At 59.4% G+C, this 19,154-nt stretch carries 17 protein-coding genes; 8 read left to right on the forward strand and 9 right to left on the reverse strand.

Features of this window, described 5'->3' with window-relative positions:
* Positions 1–124: 124 nt before the first annotated feature.
* The 3 genes from F4X57_13975 to F4X57_13985 form a co-directional block, all read right to left on the reverse strand.
* Positions 125–1,303, reverse strand: a complete 1,179-nt coding sequence (locus tag F4X57_13975) for a 2-oxo acid dehydrogenase subunit E2 (protein ID MYC08255.1) — start codon at positions 1,301–1,303, stop codon at positions 125–127.
* A 91-nt stretch (positions 1,304–1,394) separates the two neighbouring features.
* A complete protein-coding gene (locus F4X57_13980; GenBank protein ID MYC08256.1) occupies positions 1,395–2,423 on the reverse strand; it encodes an alpha-ketoacid dehydrogenase subunit beta in 1,029 nt (342 codons plus the stop codon).
* An 11-nt stretch (positions 2,424–2,434) separates the two neighbouring features.
* On the reverse strand, positions 2,435–3,415 hold the full coding sequence (locus F4X57_13985) for a thiamine pyrophosphate-dependent dehydrogenase E1 component subunit alpha (GenBank protein MYC08257.1): 981 nt from the start codon (positions 3,413–3,415) through the stop codon (positions 2,435–2,437).
* Positions 3,416–3,823: 408 nt separating this feature from the next.
* Between F4X57_13985 and F4X57_13990 the strand changes: the two genes are divergently transcribed.
* Positions 3,824–5,053 (forward strand): amidohydrolase family protein, encoded by a 1,230-nt coding sequence (locus F4X57_13990; GenBank protein ID MYC08258.1) that lies wholly within the window; start codon positions 3,824–3,826, stop codon positions 5,051–5,053.
* On the opposite strand, the gene F4X57_13995 is transcribed toward F4X57_13990, so the two are convergent.
* A complete protein-coding gene (locus F4X57_13995; protein ID MYC08259.1) occupies positions 5,050–5,448 on the reverse strand; it encodes a hypothetical protein in 399 nt (132 codons plus the stop codon). The two genes, F4X57_13990 and F4X57_13995, sit on opposite strands and share 4 nt — an antisense overlap.
* Positions 5,449–5,617: 169 nt before the next feature.
* Between F4X57_13995 and argF the strand changes: the two genes are divergently transcribed.
* From argF to F4X57_14015, 4 genes are all read left to right on the forward strand, one after another.
* Positions 5,618–6,532 (forward strand): ornithine carbamoyltransferase, encoded by a 915-nt coding sequence (gene argF, locus F4X57_14000; GenBank protein ID MYC08260.1) that lies wholly within the window; start codon positions 5,618–5,620, stop codon positions 6,530–6,532.
* A 125-nt stretch (positions 6,533–6,657) separates the two neighbouring features.
* A complete protein-coding gene (locus F4X57_14005) occupies positions 6,658–7,983 on the forward strand; it encodes a ribosome biogenesis GTPase Der (protein MYC08261.1) in 1,326 nt (441 codons plus the stop codon).
* Between the two features lie 13 nt (positions 7,984–7,996).
* Positions 7,997–8,644: a glycerol-3-phosphate 1-O-acyltransferase PlsY gene (gene plsY, locus F4X57_14010; protein MYC08262.1), complete on the forward strand. Its 648-nt coding sequence runs from the start codon at positions 7,997–7,999 to the stop codon at positions 8,642–8,644.
* A gap of 71 nt (positions 8,645–8,715) precedes the next feature.
* Positions 8,716–9,714 carry an NAD(P)-dependent glycerol-3-phosphate dehydrogenase gene (locus F4X57_14015; GenBank protein ID MYC08263.1) on the forward strand — a complete coding sequence of 333 codons (999 nt, stop codon included), beginning with the start codon at positions 8,716–8,718 and terminating at the stop codon, positions 9,712–9,714.
* Between the two features lie 6 nt (positions 9,715–9,720).
* On the opposite strand, the gene F4X57_14020 is transcribed toward F4X57_14015, so the two are convergent.
* The 5 genes from F4X57_14020 to holA form a co-directional block, all read right to left on the reverse strand.
* The gene (locus F4X57_14020) at positions 9,721–10,602 is read right to left on the reverse strand and encodes a 16S rRNA (uracil(1498)-N(3))-methyltransferase (protein ID MYC08264.1); all 882 of its coding nucleotides are present in this window, start codon (positions 10,600–10,602) and stop codon (positions 9,721–9,723) included.
* Positions 10,475–11,470 (reverse strand): 50S ribosomal protein L11 methyltransferase, encoded by a 996-nt coding sequence (locus tag F4X57_14025; protein MYC08265.1) that lies wholly within the window; start codon positions 11,468–11,470, stop codon positions 10,475–10,477. The genes F4X57_14020 and F4X57_14025 overlap by 128 nt, the downstream gene beginning before the upstream one ends.
* 29 nt (positions 11,471–11,499) lie before the next feature.
* Positions 11,500–12,636: a molecular chaperone DnaJ gene (gene dnaJ, locus F4X57_14030; protein MYC08266.1), complete on the reverse strand. Its 1,137-nt coding sequence runs from the start codon at positions 12,634–12,636 to the stop codon at positions 11,500–11,502.
* 460 nt (positions 12,637–13,096) lie between these two features.
* Positions 13,097–14,563: a M28 family peptidase gene (locus tag F4X57_14035; protein MYC08267.1), complete on the reverse strand. Its 1,467-nt coding sequence runs from the start codon at positions 14,561–14,563 to the stop codon at positions 13,097–13,099.
* Positions 14,564–14,718: 155 nt separating this feature from the next.
* Positions 14,719–15,714: a DNA polymerase III subunit delta gene (gene holA, locus F4X57_14040; GenBank protein ID MYC08268.1), complete on the reverse strand. Its 996-nt coding sequence runs from the start codon at positions 15,712–15,714 to the stop codon at positions 14,719–14,721.
* A gap of 351 nt (positions 15,715–16,065) precedes the next feature.
* Here holA and F4X57_14045 point away from each other — a divergent pair, with 351 nt between their 5' ends.
* From F4X57_14045 to hemW, 3 genes are all read left to right on the forward strand, one after another.
* Positions 16,066–16,413 (forward strand): DUF1232 domain-containing protein, encoded by a 348-nt coding sequence (locus F4X57_14045; protein MYC08269.1) that lies wholly within the window; start codon positions 16,066–16,068, stop codon positions 16,411–16,413.
* Positions 16,414–16,516: 103 nt separating this feature from the next.
* A complete protein-coding gene (gene ychF, locus F4X57_14050; protein ID MYC08270.1) occupies positions 16,517–17,611 on the forward strand; it encodes a redox-regulated ATPase YchF in 1,095 nt (364 codons plus the stop codon).
* An 11-nt stretch (positions 17,612–17,622) separates the two neighbouring features.
* Positions 17,623–18,894: a radical SAM family heme chaperone HemW gene (gene hemW, locus F4X57_14055; GenBank protein ID MYC08271.1), complete on the forward strand. Its 1,272-nt coding sequence runs from the start codon at positions 17,623–17,625 to the stop codon at positions 18,892–18,894.
* The last annotated feature ends 260 nt before the right edge of the window (positions 18,895–19,154 follow it).

Here is a 19,154-nt window from a genome sequence, read left to right on the forward strand (position 1 = left end):
GCATACCCAATCTACCAGTGGCGGCTTGACTTGTCAACCTTTCCGTATAATTCCCAAATCCAAAGACGGGTAGCCGAAGCGGAGACCGACTAGGCTTGGGACCAGCTACGGCAAGGCGAATGCGCTATCGGAACAGCGCCGCCGGCCGCTCCACTAGCTGCTGCAAGCGGCGGAAGAAACTCGCCGCAATCGCGCCATCTATGACCTGATGATCGCCGGTGAGACTGAGCGTCATCATCTCGCGCACGACAATCTCACCTCGCCGCACTACCGGCTTCTGCACGCTGCGGCCTACGCCGAGCAGCGCATTTTGCGGCGGGTTAAGTATTGGCGTGAAACCGTCCACCACGCCCAGCACGCTAATCGTGAATGTGCCGCCGCCTATTTCCGATGACGACAGAGTGCCGGCACGCGCCTTTTCTGATAACTGCTGCACGCCCTCTGCAATCTGCGGCACTGTCATGTCCTGCACGCCCTTGAGCACCGGCACGATGAGGCCTTCGTCGAGCGCGACCGCGACGCCCATGTTCACCTCGTCGAAGTACATCACATTGTCATCGATCAGGATAGAGTTGAGCGCCGGCACACGCTTGAGCGATTCCGCGCACGCCTTGATTAGCACACTCGCCATCGTGATGCTGACGCCGCTTTCGCGCGATGCTTCGCGGCGTAGGCTCTGCGCGTCCGTTACATCCACTTCGAGGAAGTACGATAGCTGCGCCGTGCCGCTGAGGCTGTCGCGCATGTTCTGCGCGATGGCGCGTCTGATACCGCGCAGTGGCTCTATCTTGGAAGGTTCCGGCATCCCCTGCGGCGCTTTTGGCTGCGCTGCCGCTTGCTGCGCCTCGTGATACGCTCGAACATCGGCATCGACCACACGACCGCGCGGTCCGGTTGGCGTAACCTGCGAAATGTCCACGCCCAGGTTGGAGGCAAGACGGCGCGCGCCCGGCGTTGACGGCACGACATCGCCCCCAGCCCGGCTTGACGCGCGTCTTTGTGGCGCAGCAGGCGACGGCGCGGCAACTGCGGACGCCGTGGGCTGCCGCTCTAGCGGCGGTTCTTCGCCTTCAGCGAGCAGGTAGCCGATAACATCGTCCACGCCAACGGTCGCGCCTTCATCGACTGCGTGGTGCATAATGCCGTCCGATGCTGCCTCAAGCTCGTAGTTCAGCTTTTCGGACTCTATCTCGGCGATGAGTTCGCCCTGCGTAACTGCATCGCCCTGAGCCTTCGCCCATCGCGCAACTATACCTTCGGTCATGAAGTCGCCCAGTCTGGGCATCACAATTCGGACTGCCATTGTTCAAAGCTCTCGCTTTCACTACGGGTTCGCTTCCGCTGACCTGCACGATGGAGATGGATGTCACCCGCAGGAAGATTGACTGCTGCGCTTATTCCAGAGTTTCTAGCGCGGCTGCCACTACTTGCTCCTTTGTAGGAACGAAGAGCGCTTCCAGTGGGCGGCTGTACGGTACGGATGTGTGCGGCGGCTGCACGCGCTTGGGCGGCGCGTCGAGGTAGTCGAAGGCTTCCTCGGCGACCAGCGCGGATATATCGCCCGCCATGCTGCAGCGCGGGTAGTCTTCGTCCACGATAACGATGCGGCGCGTCTTGCGCACGGATTCCAGAATCGCATCTTCGTCCATCGGCGACAGCGACAGCAGATCAACCACTTCGGCGGAGTATCCACGCGCGGCGAGGTCGTCCGCAGCCTGTAAACATATCTGCGTCATATAGCTGATACCCAGCAGCGTAACATCCGTTCCTTCGCGCGGTACATCCGCCTTGCCCAACGGCACGGAGTACGAGTCCTCCGGCACATCCACATCGAAGCGAATGCCCATCAGTTGGCGGTTGTTGCAGATAATCACCGGGTCGTCATCGCGGATGGACGCGGTGTACAAGCCCTTGGCGTTATACGGATTGGACGGCGCGACTACCTTCAAGCCGGGATAGTGCGTGAACACCGAATAGACCGTCTCGGAGTGCTGCGCGGCGGAGTTCGTACCGGCGCCCGTGCCGGTCATTATGGTCAGCGGCACTTTGACCTTGCCGCCGAACATATAGTGAATCTTCGCGGCGTTGTTCAGAATCTGGTCGCCGCAGACGCCGAGAAAGCCGACATACATCAGGTCCACGACGGGTCGCAAGCCCGTGGCGGCAGCGCCAACGCCCGCGCCGACAAATCCGGATTCCGCGATGGGCGTGTCTCGTATGCGCTCGCGGCCGAAATCGCCGACGAGTCCCTTGGTCAGGCGCATCGGTCCGCCCCATGCGTCCTGGAAGTCCTCGCGCTCACCGCCGCCCGCGATGTCTTCGCCCATGATGATGACGGACTCGTCGCGCTCCATCTCCTGTCTCAGCGCCTCATTGACCGCCTGAATATACGAAAGTCTGCGTGTGGCTGTTGTCTGTACCATGCTGTTCTCCTCTACCTATAACTCACATACACATCCGTCGTCAGCTCGGACGGGTCAGGGAATGGGCTTTCGTCTGCGAAGGCGGTTGCGGTTGCGACTGCTGCCAGTGCGCGCTCTTCGAGTGCGCTGATTTCGCCTTCGGCCGCGTAGCCGCCATCCGTTATGTGCGCCCGCAGCGAGTTGATGCAGTCGCGCGCTTCGTAGTAGTCCTCTTCCTCCTGCGTACGGTAGCCTAACGGGTCGTCCGCGCCGAAGTGTCCTTGATAGCGGTATGTCTGCGCCTCGATGAGCGTGGGGCCCTCGCCCGCCCTGGCGCGCGCCACCGCTTCCTTGCCGACCTCGAACATGTCGAGCGCGGACTGACCGTCCACAAGCACACCGGGCATGTCATAGCCTGCCGCGCGGTTGGCGATAGAACCGCCTGCGACCGCGTACTCGAACGGCGTGGATTCGGCGTAGCGGTTGTTCTCACAGACGAAGAGCACCGGCAGTTTCCAAATGCTAGCGATGTTCATGGATTCGTGCAGGCTGCCTTGGCTGGACGCGCCGTCACCAAAGAAGACCACGCTGACCTGATCGCTGCCGCGCACCTTCGCGCTGAGCGCCACGCCCGTCGCAACGGGGATGTTCGAGCCGACGACGCCGTTCGCGCCGAGCATGCCCTTGTTGATGTCAGCAATGTGCATCGTGCCGCCCTTGCCCTTGTTCGTGCCCGTCGCCTTGCCCAGCAGCTCCGCCATCATCTCGTTGATATCGACGCCCTTGGCGATGCAGTGGTGATGGCTGCGGTGCGTGCCGAGCACATAGTCGTCGTCGCGCAGATGAGCGCAGATGCCCGTGGGCACGGCTTCCTGCCCGATGGACGAGTGCATGCCGCGCAGCTTGCCCGCGTCCGCCTCGCGCCGCGACTGCTCCTCGAAGCGGCGAATTGTAACCATCGTCTCGTACATCCATAGCAGCGAGTCTTTGTTCAGTTCCGGATAAGTCGCCATGAATCTGCCTCCTCCCGCATTTCGTGGGCATTTTGAGTTGCTTGCGTGATGTCGCCCGGTAAGCCCCTTCCCCTGATGGGTAAGGTTAGAATGTGGACAATGATTCCCCAACCAATCGATGCGTATGTCGTAGGCAAGGCAATAAGCACAATCCAATTTTGGCAGGCCAATTTGGCAGGATTATACCAGATTAACGGCATCGGTCTAGTGCGGCGGGAAAGCGGCGCGCGCCATGCTATAATATGCCGAAATTTCCGGCGGCTGCCGGCAATAATTGCAGCGTTTGCAGTTTGTCGGTCACGGGCGCGCTGGAAGCGGGCGAGACATTAGATATTGCCCCCTTCCTAACCTTCCTCCTGAGCGGGAAGGGATGGTAGCGAAGAATACCCGGAAGAATGTGAGGGCAAAATGAAACTGGCGCTGAAAGCAGACCGACTTATCGATGGCACCGGCGCGGACGCCATGCAGAACGCTGCGATAGTGATCGAGAACGGCCGCATAACGGAGATTACCACGCAGGACGCGCTACAGTTCGCGCCGGGCGAAGATGTCGATGTGGTGCAGGTGGAAGGTGGCAGCATTATGCCCGGTTTCATCGAGGTGCATACGCATATGCACTGCAGCGCGGAAGTGGAAGCGTACAAGCACATTATGACCGAGACGGACGAGATATTCCTCATGCGCGCGGTCGGCGCGGTGCGCGATACACTGTCGTCCGGCGTTACCACAATGCGAGACTTGGGCTCGCGCAATCAGGTCGCGTTCCCCATCGTGAAGGCAATCGAAGACGGCATCATCCCCGGTCCGCGCCTCATCGTGGTTGGCACGCCCATCACGACCACGGGCGGGCATTGCCATATGTTCGGCACAGAGGCGGACACAACGGACGAAGTGTTGCAGGCTGTGCGCCAGCAGTTCAAACTTGGCGCGGGCTACATCAAGATTATGGCAACGGGCGGCGGTTTCACGCCGGGCACGAACACGCGCGCGCCGCAGTATCCGGCGTCCACGCTGAAGGCAGCCGTGCAGGACGCGGAGCGGCTCGGGCTGCGAGTCGCGGCGCACTGCCATGCAAGCGCCGGCGTTCGCAACTGCGTTGAGGCGGGCGTGCACAACATCATCCACTGCACTTGGCTCGCCGAAGACGAGGAGCAGATGTACGACTACGACCCGGATGTAACCGATATGATTGTGGAAAAGGGGCTTTGGGTCGATCCCACACTCGCGCTGGGCAGGCTGAACAGGATGCGCGGACGGGCAACCGGCGGTGCCGTTGCCAGTCAAAACCAAGAGCGCCGATTCGAGATTTTGCGCGATATGTGGGATCGCGGCGTAAAGTTCGTAACCGGCATGGACTCAGGCATGACCAACGCGCGCTTCAACGACTTCGCGTACATCCCGCAGATAATGGTCGAAGACATGCACATCACACCGATGGAAGCGATAGTCTGCTCGACAAAGACATCGGCAGAATGCCTGGGCATCGAAGACGAAACCGGCACGCTGGAAGTAGGCAAGGCAGCGGACGTTGTGATTGTCAACGGAGACCCAACAGCAGACATCAAGGCAATGCACAGCGTCAACACCGTCGTGGCGCAAGGAAACATAGTTAAGCGCGAAGGCGTGCTGTCGATTTAGTATTCGATGTAACTGCCTTTTCCGTAACGGATACGCGTTTTCTTGTCGCCGCCTTTGAGCATGCCGATTAACCCGACGACGGCCAGAATAATCCCAATCACCAGCATCACGACGCCACCGAACTCTATCAGCCAGCTGATGAACCACAGATGAAGGATGAATCGCATTATCACGCCCATAACTGCGACCGCGATGCCAAGCATCAGTAAGCCAAGCCCTACCACCTTGCTCGCAATGCCTCCAAATATCATAGAGACTCCACCGACAACAGCCGCGATTATGCCGCCGCCTATCAAAAGATTTCCCGTAAGATTTATCAAGACCTGCATAAGCCCCGACATTACTGACAATCCCATAATCGTTAGTACGATGCCTAACACGAACAATCCGCCCATGTCGTCTCCTTTGCTGCAAATGCGCCTTGAATGACACTATCACACTCGCTGCTTCATTTCATTGCTCGCGCTATGCCTGACCTGCTGAAATCAGCATGACTGCACACTTATCCCTTGCTTATAATTCAGCAGATACTATAATATCGCCAGAGTGAGCAAGGAGGCACAGATGAAAGGCAAGGATTTTCTGTCCGTCGCGGATTTGACTTCGGATGGCGTGAAAGAACTCGTCGAGCGCGCCTATACGATGAAGCGCGGCAAAGGGGAGCGCCCTCTCGAAGGCAAAGAGTTCGCGTTGCTGTTCGAAAAGCCTTCGCTGCGAACACGGGTGAGCTTCGAGGTCGGCATACGGCAGCTCGGAGGAACTTGCACATACCTCAGCCAGCAGGATGTCGGGCTGGGCGTGCGCGAGCCGGAAGCCGACATCGCGCGCGTGCTGGACCGCTGGGTGGACGGCATCATAGCGCGCGTGTTTTCGCACCGAAGCCTAGAACTGCTTGCCGAATACTGCGACATTCCCGTGGTGAACGCGCTGTCCGACCTAGAGCACCCGTGCCAAGCGATGGGCGACCTGCTGACCATACAAGAGCACAAGGGCACGCTGTCAGACTTGGATGTCGCGTTTGTGGGAGACGGCAACAATGTCGCGGCGAGCCTCGCTATCGCGTGTGCATCTGTCGGCGCGAACTTCACCCTTGCGTCCCCGGAGGGCTACCGGATTCCTTCTATCACGCTAGACGAGGCACGGCGGCGGGCGGCGGCGGCCGAGTCCAAGCTGCGCTGGGTCAGCGAGCCAGCGGAAGGTGTACGCGATGCCGATGTCGTCTATACCGACACTTGGGTCAGTATGGGGCAAGAAGACGAGAAGGCGGAACGAATCGCGATATTCGGCGAATACAAGGTGGACGAAGATCTGGTGCAAGCCGCCAAGCCGGACTTCATCTTCATGCACGACATGCCGGCTTACAGAGGGCAGGAGCTGTCCGAAGGTATGATAGACCACGCGAATTCGGTCGTCTTCGACCAAGCGGAAAACCGCATGCACGCGCAGAAAGCCGTCCTAGCCGCCATATATGGCGAGTGATTCTGTTCGACGGGGATATATCCAACTCACACGATTAAGTCGCTCCTATTACCGCAGAAATATACAGCGTCTATCCGCCCATTCCGTACAGACCTCATCCGTAGTAACCGCCCGAAGTGATTCCCATGACCAGCACAGTCAAGCCTCTAGTGGCAATTGTGGGACGGCCTAATGTGGGCAAGTCCACGCTGTTCAACAGGCTCGTCGGCAACAGAATTGCCATCGTGTCCGACATTGCCGGGACGACTCGAGACCGCGTGATGACCGAGACCGTCTGGGCGGACCACGCGTTCATCCTCGTGGATACGGGGGGACTCGACCTGTTCCCGGAGACCGACATGTGGCAGCAGGTCAAGGGGCAGATCGAGCTTGCCATCGAAGACGCCGACGTTATCGTGTTCGCCGTTGACGCCGCGACGGGCATTACGCCCGCCGATGTGGATGTCGCGGATGCGCTACGCCGCACCGAAAAGCCCATAGTGCTTGTCGCGAACAAGGCGGACAACGACCGCTTGGCAACCGCCGCCGCCGAGTTCTACGAGCTGGGCATTGGCGAACCCATCCCGGTGAGCGCGTTCCACAATCGCGGCACGGACGACCTTATGGAACAAGTCGTGGCGAATTTCCCGGACGCGCCGGCGTTCATGGAGCCCGAAGCCGATCTGAAGCTGGCGATTGTCGGTCGCCCGAATGTCGGCAAGTCCATGCTGCTGAACGCGATAGCCGGCGAAAAACGCGCGATTGTCAGCGACATACCAGGTACCACGCGCGATTCGCTAGACAGCCTGATGCAATTTGACGACTGGTCGGTGCTGCTCATCGACACGGCGGGCATACGGCGGCGCGGCCGCGTGGAAAGCGGTATCGAGCGATACAGCGTGCTTCGCAGCGTTCGCGCCATAGCCCGCGCCGATGTCGCCATCCTGCTGTTGGACGCCACGGAATTGGCAAGCGCACAGGACTCTCACATCGCCAAGTACATTCTAGACGAGTTTAAGGGCATCATCCTCGCGGTCAACAAGTGGGACCTCGCCGACGAGATGGAGCTGACGCAGGCGCAGGCGCTTGTGCAGGTGCGCGAGCGCTTCCGATTCGCGTCATACGCGCCGATATGCTTCACATCCGCGCTGAACGGCACGGGCATCGCGAATCTGCTTGACACGGCGCGACAGGTGTATCAAGAATGGACTAAGGGCGTGCCGCGATACGACCTGCGCCGCCGCGTGATGGGCGCGGTCGCGAGCCATCCGCCGTCGCTGTCCGGACGCCGCTCGCTGAAGATATACAGCGTCGCGCAGGACAATACGGGACCGCCGAGCTTCACATTCTTCGTCAACTATTCGGATATGGTGCACTTTTCGTACAAGCGCTATCTGGAAAACGCGATACGAGCCGCCTACGATTTCCGCGGCAGCCCGCTGCGGATGCGGTTCAAAGGGCGCAGAGAGTAGAGGCGCGACCGTGATGAACACAGAGACTACGGCAATCCTGATCGCCTATCTCGTGATGATACCCATCGGATATCTGCTGGGTGCGCTGCCGTTCGGCTTGATACTGGGCAGGCTGTTCAAGGGCGTGGATGTGCGCGAGTACGGCAGCGGCAAGACGGGGATGACGAATGTAATGCGCACGGCTGGCATTCCCGCCGCCGCGCTATCGCTCGCGCTGGACATGGGCAAGTCAATTGCGGTGGTGGCGCTCGCGCGCTTTGTGCTCTTCCCGGATGTGCCGGGAGCGCATGCGGCAGGTGCGATAGCAGTGCTCGTCGGGCATAACTGGTCGGTGTTCATCGGGTTCAAGGGCGGCAGAGGCACCGCGCCGGGTTGGGGTGGACTGATAATGTTGTCGCCGTGGTCAGGTTTGGTGGCGACGCTGGTAGGACTGCCCGTCGTGGGCTTGAGCAGGTATGTGTCGCTCGGCTCGATACTCGGCACGCTGTCGGGCGTCATCACGCTGGCGGTCCTGATTGCGCTCGGCCGCGCGCCCGTGGAGTACATCGCGTATTCCGTCATAGGCGCGGCTCTGGTAATCGGCTTGCACAAGGACAACATCCAGCGCCTTCTAAGCGGCACCGAGCGCAAGATAGGCCAATCCGCGCTGCCGACGGAATGACGCCTACGCGCTAACTGTTCATGGCAGCAGCCATCGACCGTTAGCGCGCTTGGGATGGGCGAGGACGAAACATGCCAAAGGTCGGCGTTGTCGGGACTACGAGCTGGGGGACGACTCTCGGCGTAATCATCGCGCGGCGCGGCGTTGAAGTGAGCGTCTGGGCGCGTACCGAGTCCGAAGCCGCGACACTAGAAGCAGAGCGCGAGAATCGGCGATTTCTGCCGGGCGTGCCATTCCCCGATTCGCTGTCCATATCCGCATCGGCACAAGATTCGCTGTCGGACGCGGACATCGTGCTGCTCGTCGTGCCATCACGCACACTCAGGGCAAATGCGCGGCGCGTGCGCGATGCGCTGCCTTCCGGCGCAGTAGTGGTGAGCGCCACCAAGGGGCTGGAGTCCGACACGGGCATGCGTATGAGCGAGGTGCTTGCCGACGAATTGCCGGATAATATGCATGGAGGAATCTGCTCGCTATCCGGTCCCAACCTTTCGCGTGAGATTATCAGAGGCAAGCCTGCGTCCACGGTCATCGCATCTGCCAATCCCGATGCCGCGCAGACGGCGCAGCGCATCATCAACTCTAACCTATTCCGCGTTTATACGAACACGGACATCGTGGGCGTGGAATTCGGCGGCGCGCTGAAGAACATAATCGCGCTGGCGGCGGGCGTCTGCGACGGGCTGGGCTACGGCGATAACGCCAAAGCCACAATCATCACGCGCGGTCTCGCCGAGATTGGCAGACTCGCGGAGGCGGCGGGCGCGAACCCGCTGACGCTGGCAGGTCTTGCCGGTATGGGCGACTTAATCGCCACCTGTTCAAGCACGCTAAGCCGCAACCACACATTCGGCAGGCGGCTGGCGCTTGGCGATTCCCCACAAACCATACACGCATCAACGGACAATGTCGCAGAAGGCGTGGACACCTTGCAGGGCGCAATAATGGTCGCGAAAAGATTCGGCGTGGAGATGCCCATAGCAGAGGCGATGCACAGCGTCATCTTGCGGGGCGTGCCGCTGGAACAAGCGATAAGCGAGCTGCTAGAACGCGCGCCGCGCCCGGAGTGAAGACGCCTAAACCAGTTCGTCCATCTCGTACAGCGCCGCAGCAGCCGCGATAATGCCTGCCGTCTCCGCCCTGAAAATGCGCCTGCCCATGCTCACCGGCTCAATGCCGCTTCTGACGGCTAGTTGCACTTCGGCGTCGGTCAAGCCGCCTTCAGAGCCGATGACGATGGAGATGGATTGTGCTTGTTCGATTTCGGGCTTTATTCGCAGCAGCGTGGTTCTGATGCCGGTGTCGCGTTCTAACTCCCAGCCAATTATGGCAGGTCTGCCGTTGGCGGCAATTGTATCGCAGGCGTCGGTGAAGGCTAGCGTGCCCCCTATGATTGGCAGTTTGCATCTGCCCGATTGTTCCGCCGCCTCTCGCATTATTTTGCACCATCTATCGAGGCGGTTGACGCTGATGACATTGCGCGCGACTGTGCGCTCGCTGATGATGGGAACAAAGCGCGATATACCGAGCTCCGTGCCTTTTTGCAGCACGTACTCGAAACGGTCAGCCTTCATCAAGCCCTGAAACAGCGTGATAGCGAGCTGCGTTTCGCCTTCGCCGGCGTATCGGTCGGTGATGACGCCGGACGCTTGGCGCGCGCTTACGGAATCGAGCGTTACGGCGTATTCTCTGCCGGTGTCGTCTAGCACAATGATGTCTTCGCCGGGACGAGCGCGCAGCACTCTCGCGAGTTGGCGGGCAGCGTCTGCGGGCAGCGTAACGCGGTCGCCTTCGATGTGCGACGGTGGGACGAAAAAACGATGCACCGCGTTACCTCTGCACGCCCGCCACGAGCGCGACCCAATCGCCGTCCACGAATGTCTCTTCCAAGCGCGCGCCGACAGATTCCAGCGCCTGCACCACGTCGTCCTTGCCGGTGAGCAGCACGCCGGACACAATGACCTTGCCGCCGTCTTGTACCGACCCGACGAGATGCGGCATGAATTCGATTATCACCTTGGCGGATATGTTGGCGACCGCGACGCCGTAACTCGCGGGCTTGGCGTCGGCATGTGGCAGCGTGCCTTGCACCACGCGCACCGTATGCTCCACGCCGTTGTCGCGCACATTTTGCTTGGCGACATTTACCGCGACCGAGTCAATCTCTAAGCCGAACACGTGCCGAGCGCCGAGTTGCGCCGCCGCGATGGACAGCACGCCTGAGCCGCAGCCGACATCCAGCACATCGGCGCCGGGCGATACCAGCGCGTCCAGCCGCTCGATGCACATTCGCGTCGTCGGGTGATGCCCCGTGCCGAACGCCATGCCGGGGTCGAGCATGATGACGCGCTCGGCATCCTGCGGCGTGTACTCGCGCCAAGTCGGGCAGATAGTGATCCGTGAGCTGACTTTGAGCACATGGAAGTGCTCTTTCCAGCTATTCTGCCACTCTTCCTCCTCGATGACGCGCTCTTGCAATGGCGATATGTTCGTTACATGTGCTACTAAGCGCACACCGACATCGATTCTGCTGCGCCGGTCATCGAGCGACTCGTTCATCGGCAGATATGTGGTGACCTGCGCCCATTCGTCGCCGTTGGGAGTCTCGCCTTCGTCCGGATTGTAGCCGCCGTCCTGTTCCACCGCGACGCCGCCATGTCCGTAGCGGTAGAAAATCTGCGACAGCGGCTCCACGAACTCCGGCGGCGCGCTGACGCTCAACTCAAGCCACTTCAATGGATGCTCCCTTCCGTCTGTCCGTTCAAGACAGAAAGGACGCACCGCAGTGCGCCCCAGTAATTTTCGTTCACGTTTTTCTCGGACGATTGCGTGTGTATGCTCTCACACGTATGCCGCTATTCGCCGGCGATGACGTCTTTCAGTTTGTCGAAGAAGCCTTTGTCGTCGGGGTTACCGGAAGCGCCGTCGCTGAAACTTTCCGCTAGCTGCTCGAACAGCAGGCGCTGCTCGTCGTTCAGCTTCTTGGGCGTTTGCACATCGACGGTCACCAGCTGATCGCCCTTGCGGCTGCTGCGGATGAACGGGATGCCTCTGTTTTTCAGTTGGAAGACCGCGCCGGACTGCGTGCCTGCGGGGATTTCTATCTCAGCATCTTCGTCGGTAATCGTGGGAACGGTAAGCTTTGCGCCGAGTGCCGCCTGCGCCATGTTGATGGGCAGCGTGTACAGGATGTCGTTGCCCTCGCGCCGGAATACTCTGTGCGGTTTGACGCGGATGAGCACATATAGGTCGCCGGGCGAGCCGCCGTTGTGCCCTGCTTCGCCTTCGCCGCGCAGCCTGATCTGCACGCCGTCTTCCACGCCGGCGGGTATCGCTACCTCAAGCGTGCGAGTGCGGCGTTCCCTGCCGCTGCCTCTGCAAGTGTCGCATGGGTCGGTAATCGTCTGACCTTCGCCGCGACAAACGGTGCAAGGCACGACCTGCACGAACTGCCCGAACACGCTGTCGTGGGCGCGGCGAACTTCGCCAGTGCCGTTGCAGTTGACGCACATGCTCGGCACGCTGCCGGGGGCGCTGCGGCTGCCGTTGCAAGCGCGGCAAGTCTCGATGCGCTCTAGGACGACTTCTTTCTCGACTCCGAACGCGGTCTCTTCGAGATCTACGGTGATGGCGTATTTGAGGTCAGCGCCGCGACGTGGCGCATTAGGTCGCGTTCGTGTAGCGCCGCCGAAGAACGCGTCGAATATGTCGCCGAAGCCCGAGAAGTTGTCGAAGCCCTCGAATCCCCGAGCGCCGCCGTTGCCAGAGACGCCGGCGTGCCCGTATCGGTCGTACGCCGAGCGCTTTTGCGAATCGGACAAGACCTGATAGGCTTCATTGATTTCCTTGAACTTTTCCGCAGCGCCTTCCCGCTTGTTACGGTCGGGATGATACTCCATCGCCAGCTTGCGGAACGCCCGCTTGATGTCCTCGTCCGAAGCGTTGCGCCGGACGCCCAGCAGGTCGTAGTAGTCTTGCTTGCTTGTCGTCATATCCAGTCAGGTCGGGGCAAATCGAGGTGTGAGAGTCTGTTGTGCCGGTATCGTCCGCAAGTCCATATTATGCCGAACGCGGGGCGATTGTAGGGCGATTGCCGTTCAATTGTCGCGGTTCACTCGGTAGATAAGTAGGCGCGCGTGTCGGGCGCATACAACCCTAGTATAATTCACAAGCCGATTATGGCACAAGACGCATCGGCGCGAATCCCAGCGTCTTTCGGTCGTCACTCTGAACGAAGTGAAGAGTCTGAAATCGCTGTGTGAAAACAAGGTTGCCCATAGTCAGCAATTTTAGATTTCTCGCTTCGCTCGAATCGACATAGCGGAGGGACACGATAACCGAAAGACCCCAGAAAATCGGGATAGTTGGAACTCTAACTGTCCCTTCCACCCATTCTCAGCTCGTCCACACTCTTGCCTATTCGCGCGCCAGCCACATCGTCCTATCCCGGTCCTATTCCTGCGGCTTGCACTCGAATTCTTGCAGCATTTCCAGCGCGACTACCATGTGCGCGCCCATAATGGACGGATCGACTTCTTCCAGCACGTCGTCGGGTGAGTTGATGATGGAGAAGTCGTTGCCGAAGAAAAATAGCGCGGGGATGCCCGCATTGATGAAGGGTGCGTGGTCGCTGCCGAAGCCGCGCGTGGTTTGCACTCGGTTCAGCGATATGCCGGCGTCTGTTGCGACGGATGTCGCTATATCCGCGAGTTGGGCGCTGCCTTGGATTGAGGCGTCACCCTGTCCCATCGCATCGAAGTTTAGCATGGCTATAATCTCTGCCTTCTCCGCTTCATTAAGCGCATCGACGTAGTGCTCGCTGCCGTATATCCCGATTTCTTCGACGCCGAAGAATAAGAAGCGCACGGCGTAGGGCAGCGGCTCTTCGCCATCATTGGCACGCGCTAGTTCTCCTGCCATCAGTAGCAGCGATACGACACCCGTGCCATTGTCGCCGGCTGCCTGCGTGTTGGCGACGCTGTCGTAGTGTCCGCCCAACACTACTACGCCGCAGTCTGCCGGTTGGTCGTCCAACTCGGCGATGACATTCTGCGAATCCAGCTTTACGGGTTCGACCTTCACTCGCGCTTGTAAACCAGGTTCGTCATCGAGCAGGCGCAGCAGCTCCCTGCCCTGCTCCCGCGGCAGCGATACTGCGGGAATCCTGCCGTCCGATTGCAGCGCGCCGCGGAAGTTTTGGCGTTCGTTGTTGTATATGATGGCGGCGACCGCGCCGGCGTCCGCGACACGGTTCACCTTTTCTTCGAAGGTAATCTCGCCGCGTTCCACCAAAGCGATAACGCCTTCTAAACCTTCGTCCGGTATGTCCTCCTCAAATGCCCTGCCCACATGGACGACCGGCGCGGTTACATCACCATAGCCGGTGTTCGCCAGCGGGATGGAGAAGAAATCAGGCCTGCCTTCGCCGGCGAGCGTTACGAACGGCTCGTCCCAAGGTATATGCTCGACTTCAAGGCGCTGTAATTTCGCCTCATAGCCTAAGTCTTCCATGTACGCTCGGATGAACTCTGCCGCCGCGAGTTCGCCTGCCGTGCCGCTTTGTCGCGGGCTGTAATCCGCGACGAACTGCGTTAGCAGTGGCATCGCCGTCTCGGACAGCCGCTCAGCATCCGCGTTGGCGTCAATTGTCGCTGTCGCGCCGGTCGATGTGCCGGAAGTGCCCTGCGCGGCTGCAGTAGCGGTGGGCGTCGTTATAGTGGATGGCGCGACAATGGCGGTTAAGGAGGGAGCAATGGTTGGCGTCGGAACCTGCTCTGACGCGGCAGAAGGTGGTGGCGATGCTTGCGCGGATTGCGGCGCATCGTTAGCCGCGTCGCCGCACGCTACGAGCGCAAGGATTAGTGCGATGGCAAGCGCCACCCACGATACATTGCCAATCAGCCGTCTTGCCGACTTCATGCGATTACCGTCTCCGTGATTTGCTTATAGTGCGCCATTCTTTGCCATGCTCAGTTTGACAATATGCACTTGCATCCGGTTTGTCCGGACGATTCCACAAGTGTTTTCGCACAGCGCAAGTCTGTCCCGAAATGCGCCCTTTCTAACATTCGTAGTCATGCACGCTCTGTTAGGGCGATTATTAGCGTGTCGAGTGCCATTTCTTCGTTGGCGGCGCCGGTTTTAATGGATAGGTCGGCTTCGAGAAGCCTGCGGTGAATTTCGACCAATCGCTCCGCGCTGAATCTTGGCTCCTGCTGCATCGTCTTTGTAAGAGGGTAGCTCCTCAGATTTATGCGGCTGCCTATTTCGACTTGGGACATGCCGCGCGCTTTCAGGTCTTTGGCGAGGATAAGATAGCGCACCTGGCGCGCCAGCATTGTGATGACGTATATGGGATGCTGTCCCGCGTCCAAGAGTTGGTGCGCCATGCGGAGGGCGACGCCTACCCTGCCTTCGAGCGCGGCGTCCACGGCGGCGAAGATGTTCGCCTCACGTGCGTACGACACCAACGCCTCGACATCCTGCCGTCGTATCGCGCCGCCGGAGCGATACAGGGCGAGTTTCTGCATTTCCACGTCGATTAGCCGCGTGTCGTTGCCTATGGAATCGACGAGCGCGGCGATGGAGCTTGGCTCGATTGCGGCGCCGAGTTTGTCCGCGCGTTGACGCACCCACGCGGGCATATCGCGCACAGACGGCAGTTTGCACTCGTGCACTTGCGCTAGCGGACGAATCGCGCGGAGCAGCGGGTTGTTGCCCTTGACATCGCCGTCGATGAATATCAGATCGGTAGATTGCGGCACATGCGCCAGACGGTCACCGATGTCCGCCCACTCGCCCATGGCGCTTTTCGATCCGCCTCTTGAGCGCGCGCCGCCGCCACTTCTGGGCTGCATACGCGCCAGCAGATCGCGCACTATCACGGTGCGCTTGTCCGCCATAAACGGGATGGTGCTCCATGCCGCCTCAAGTTCTGGCAGGCTGACCGACGCGCCGTTCAACGTGGTCGTGTTCACATCATACAGGTCGCCTGCACTGTCATCCACGCGCAGGGACTTCAGCGTCTCTTCGACGGCAAGCGAGTCTTCGCCGTAAATCAGATGGATCATTTTCGATTGCCCTAATTTGGCTTGTTCTAATCTGGCTGAGAATAGTTCGCAGCTCGCCCCAATCTAGCCTTCCAAACGGGAAGAGACGATAGGGATGAGACGATTTCACAAATCCCTAATGCTGTCATTCCGCGCTGTTTTTGTCATTCCGAACCTACTCCCATGTCATTCCGAACGCAGTGAGGAATCTGAAATCGTTGCATGCAAACCTGTTTCCGACTTTAGATTTCTCGCTTCGCTCGAAATGACAGGTATAAATTGCATTTGTGAAATCGTCTTAAGGAACCGCAATTATCCCAAGTATTGTCCTAACAGGTTATAATGTAAAGGAACACTTGGGGGCGAATTGCTATGCTCAAACCATCACTGCTCTGGATGCTGGCGCGATCCGGCATTGGGCGCTTGATAATGCGGCTGATGCTCGATAGGCGCGTTCCAATCTGGTCGAAGTTTATCATTCCCGCCGGGATAGTCTATCTTCTGTCTCCCTTTGACATCATACCCGACTTTTTGATTGGGCTGGGATGGCTGGACGACATTGTTGCTATCGTCGCGACGGGAACGCTGTTCCTGCTGTCGATTCCAAGCGATGTGCTGCGCGAACACCTTGGCGGCGGCAAAGCGCCGTCTCCGGACGCCGACGGCAACATCATAGACGGCTCTGCGCGCATCGTGGAAGACGACAAGCCGAACAAGTGAACACTACGCATTCAACAGACGCCCAAAAGACTCCACTTAAAAGCGCACCGTCTAGGCAGCGCCCTACCCTTTCAGAATAGCAATTAGGATACTCACTGCAAATATGGAAATAACGATAATCGGACTTCCCCAAAGCGGCAAGACCACGATATTCAACGCGGCGACGCGCGGTTCTGCGCAGGTCGCTGCATACGCCAACCGCATCAATCTTGGCGCGGCAAAAGTGCCGGACGAGCGCCTCGATGTCCTGAACGGCATATTCAACCCCAAGCGCAAGGTGAACGCGGAAGTTACATACGCCGACCTGCCCGCAGCGCCTGAAGGGCTGGGCAAGACGCAAAGCATCGGTGGCGAATACCTGAACACCCTGCAGCGCGCGGACGCAATACTAATGGTCGCGCGCGATTTCGACGACCCGTCCGTGCCGCACATCGCCGACAGCATCGACGCATTCCGCGACATCGATACGCTGCTGTTCGAGCTGACGATTTCCGACTTGGACATTCTAGAGCGCCGCTTGCAGCGAGTCGCGGAAGGCTTCAAGGGCGCGAAGACTGCGGAACGAGACGCGCTGAATAAAGAGCAGGCGTTGCTGACAAGCGTTCGGGACAACCTCGAAGCGGGCATGCATGTGCGCGACCAGACGCTGAACGACGACGAACTGCGGCTGCTATCGGGCTTTCAGCTTCTCACCGCAAAGCCGCTCATCGTGGTGGTCAATGTGGGTGAAGACCGTATCGACGACATCGGGTCCATAGAACGGCGGCTTGCGGATGAAGTGCGGACTGAGCGAATCCGCACCGCCGCGCTGTGCGGCAAGCTCGAAATGGAACTCGGGCAGATGGATGCTGAGGACGAGTTCGAGTTCCGCGAATCGCTCGGTATTGTGGGCGGATCCGGACTCAGCCGTGTGATAAACCTGTGCTACGAAGCACTCGACCTAATCTCGTTCCTGACAGTAGGCGAAGACGAGGTGCGCGCTTGGCCGATAACGCGCGGCACATCCGCGGTGAAGGCGGCAGGACAGATTCATTCCGACCTAGAGCGCGGCTTCATTCGCGGCGAGGTCGTAACATTCCCCAACATGGTCAGCTGCCGCACCCTCGCGGAGGCGCGCAAGAACGGGATGCTGCGGCAAGAGGGTAAGAACTACATCGTGCAGGATGGCGACATTATGCATGTACTGTTCAATGTCTAGGCAGGAACACAATGTCAACAGCCGAACCCGCCGCGTCTGAGCGCATATCCATGTCAGAGCGCGTCCCGATGCCCATTTCGCTCTATGTCCACATACCGTTCTGCGAGACGAAGTGCCCGTATTGCGACTTCAACACATACGCCGCAATCGAGCCTCTGATGCCGTCGTACATGGCGGCGCTGCATTCTGAAATCGTGCTGTGGGGCAGGCTGCTGCACCGCCCGAAAGTACATACCATATTCTTCGGCGGCGGCACACCGTCGTATCTGCCCGCCGGCGATATTATCCGTACTATGAGGACGATCCACGCCGCGTTCGATGTGCAGGCGGACGCTGAAGTTACGCTAGAGGCGAACCCCGGCGACTTCAGTGCGGACAAGCTTGAGGCGTACCTGGATTGCGGCATCAATCGCTTGAGCATCGGCGTGCAGAGCTTCGACGACGACCTCTTGCGTACGCTGGGACGCAAACACAACGCAGCGGACGCAGCGAATGCCTACCGTCAGGCTGCCACTGCGGGGTTAGACAACATCAGCATTGACCTGATGTATGGCTTGCCGCAGCAGAGCGCCGAGCAGTGGCAGGACACGCTATCGCGGGCGTTGGACTTGTCGCCGCCGCACATATCCATGTACTGCCTGACGCTGGAAGGCGGCACGCCGATGGAACGCTGGGTGGAGCAAGGCAGCATGCCGAAGCCGGACGCCGATCTCGCCGCCGATATGTACATACGGGCACAGGACGAGATGCGCCGCGCGGGATACCGACATTACGAAATATCCAATTGGGCGCAAGACGGCAAGCGCAGCCTCCACAACTTGACATACTGGCGCAACGAACCGTATCTCGGCGTGGGGCCCGGCGCGCACTCGTACATCGGCGACTATCGCTTCAACGCGCTAAAATCTCCGCGCGAGTACATACGCCTGCTGCATGATATGGCGCAGGATGCGGCGGCAGCCCCGGCACCGAACACTAGGGTGAACACCGATAACCCAGCGATACGCGCCACGATAGACAGCGTGCCCGTCGTGGACGAGATTGAGTATATCGACATGGAACTGGAGATGGCGGAGACGATGATGATGGGACTGCGCCTAGACGAAGGGATAAGCGTCAGCGCGTTTGAACGGCGATTCGGCGCTCCGCCGTCCGCGTTCTACGCCAACACGCTCGACGAACTCCGGGCACTTAGTCTGCTCCGAGAGCAAGACGGCGCACTGCGGCTGACGCACCGCGGGCGTATGCTAGGCAATGAAGTGTTCAGCCGTTTCTTTGCTTAAAGACAAACATTTGTGATACAATTGTTCGTAATCTAACTACGCGCGCGAGAATGTTGAAAGTCAGGAAGTGCGTGAACCTAATTATGACTGACTAGAATTAGAGCGTCATTCTTGCCATATCCAGATCCGGAAGACATCGAAAACGAGAGCGGTAGTATTGGCTTCGCTGATTGGCTTTGGCCTGTGCCAAACGACATCAAGGCGCTCTACTTTGTTCTCACATCCGTCTCGATTATAATAGTGTTAGCATTGAGAGGCTG

The sequence above is a fragment of the Chloroflexota bacterium genome, from assembly GCA_009840355.1.
In the GTDB taxonomy this organism is placed as follows: domain Bacteria; phylum Chloroflexota; class Dehalococcoidia; order Lucifugimonadales; family JADFKI01; genus Bin90.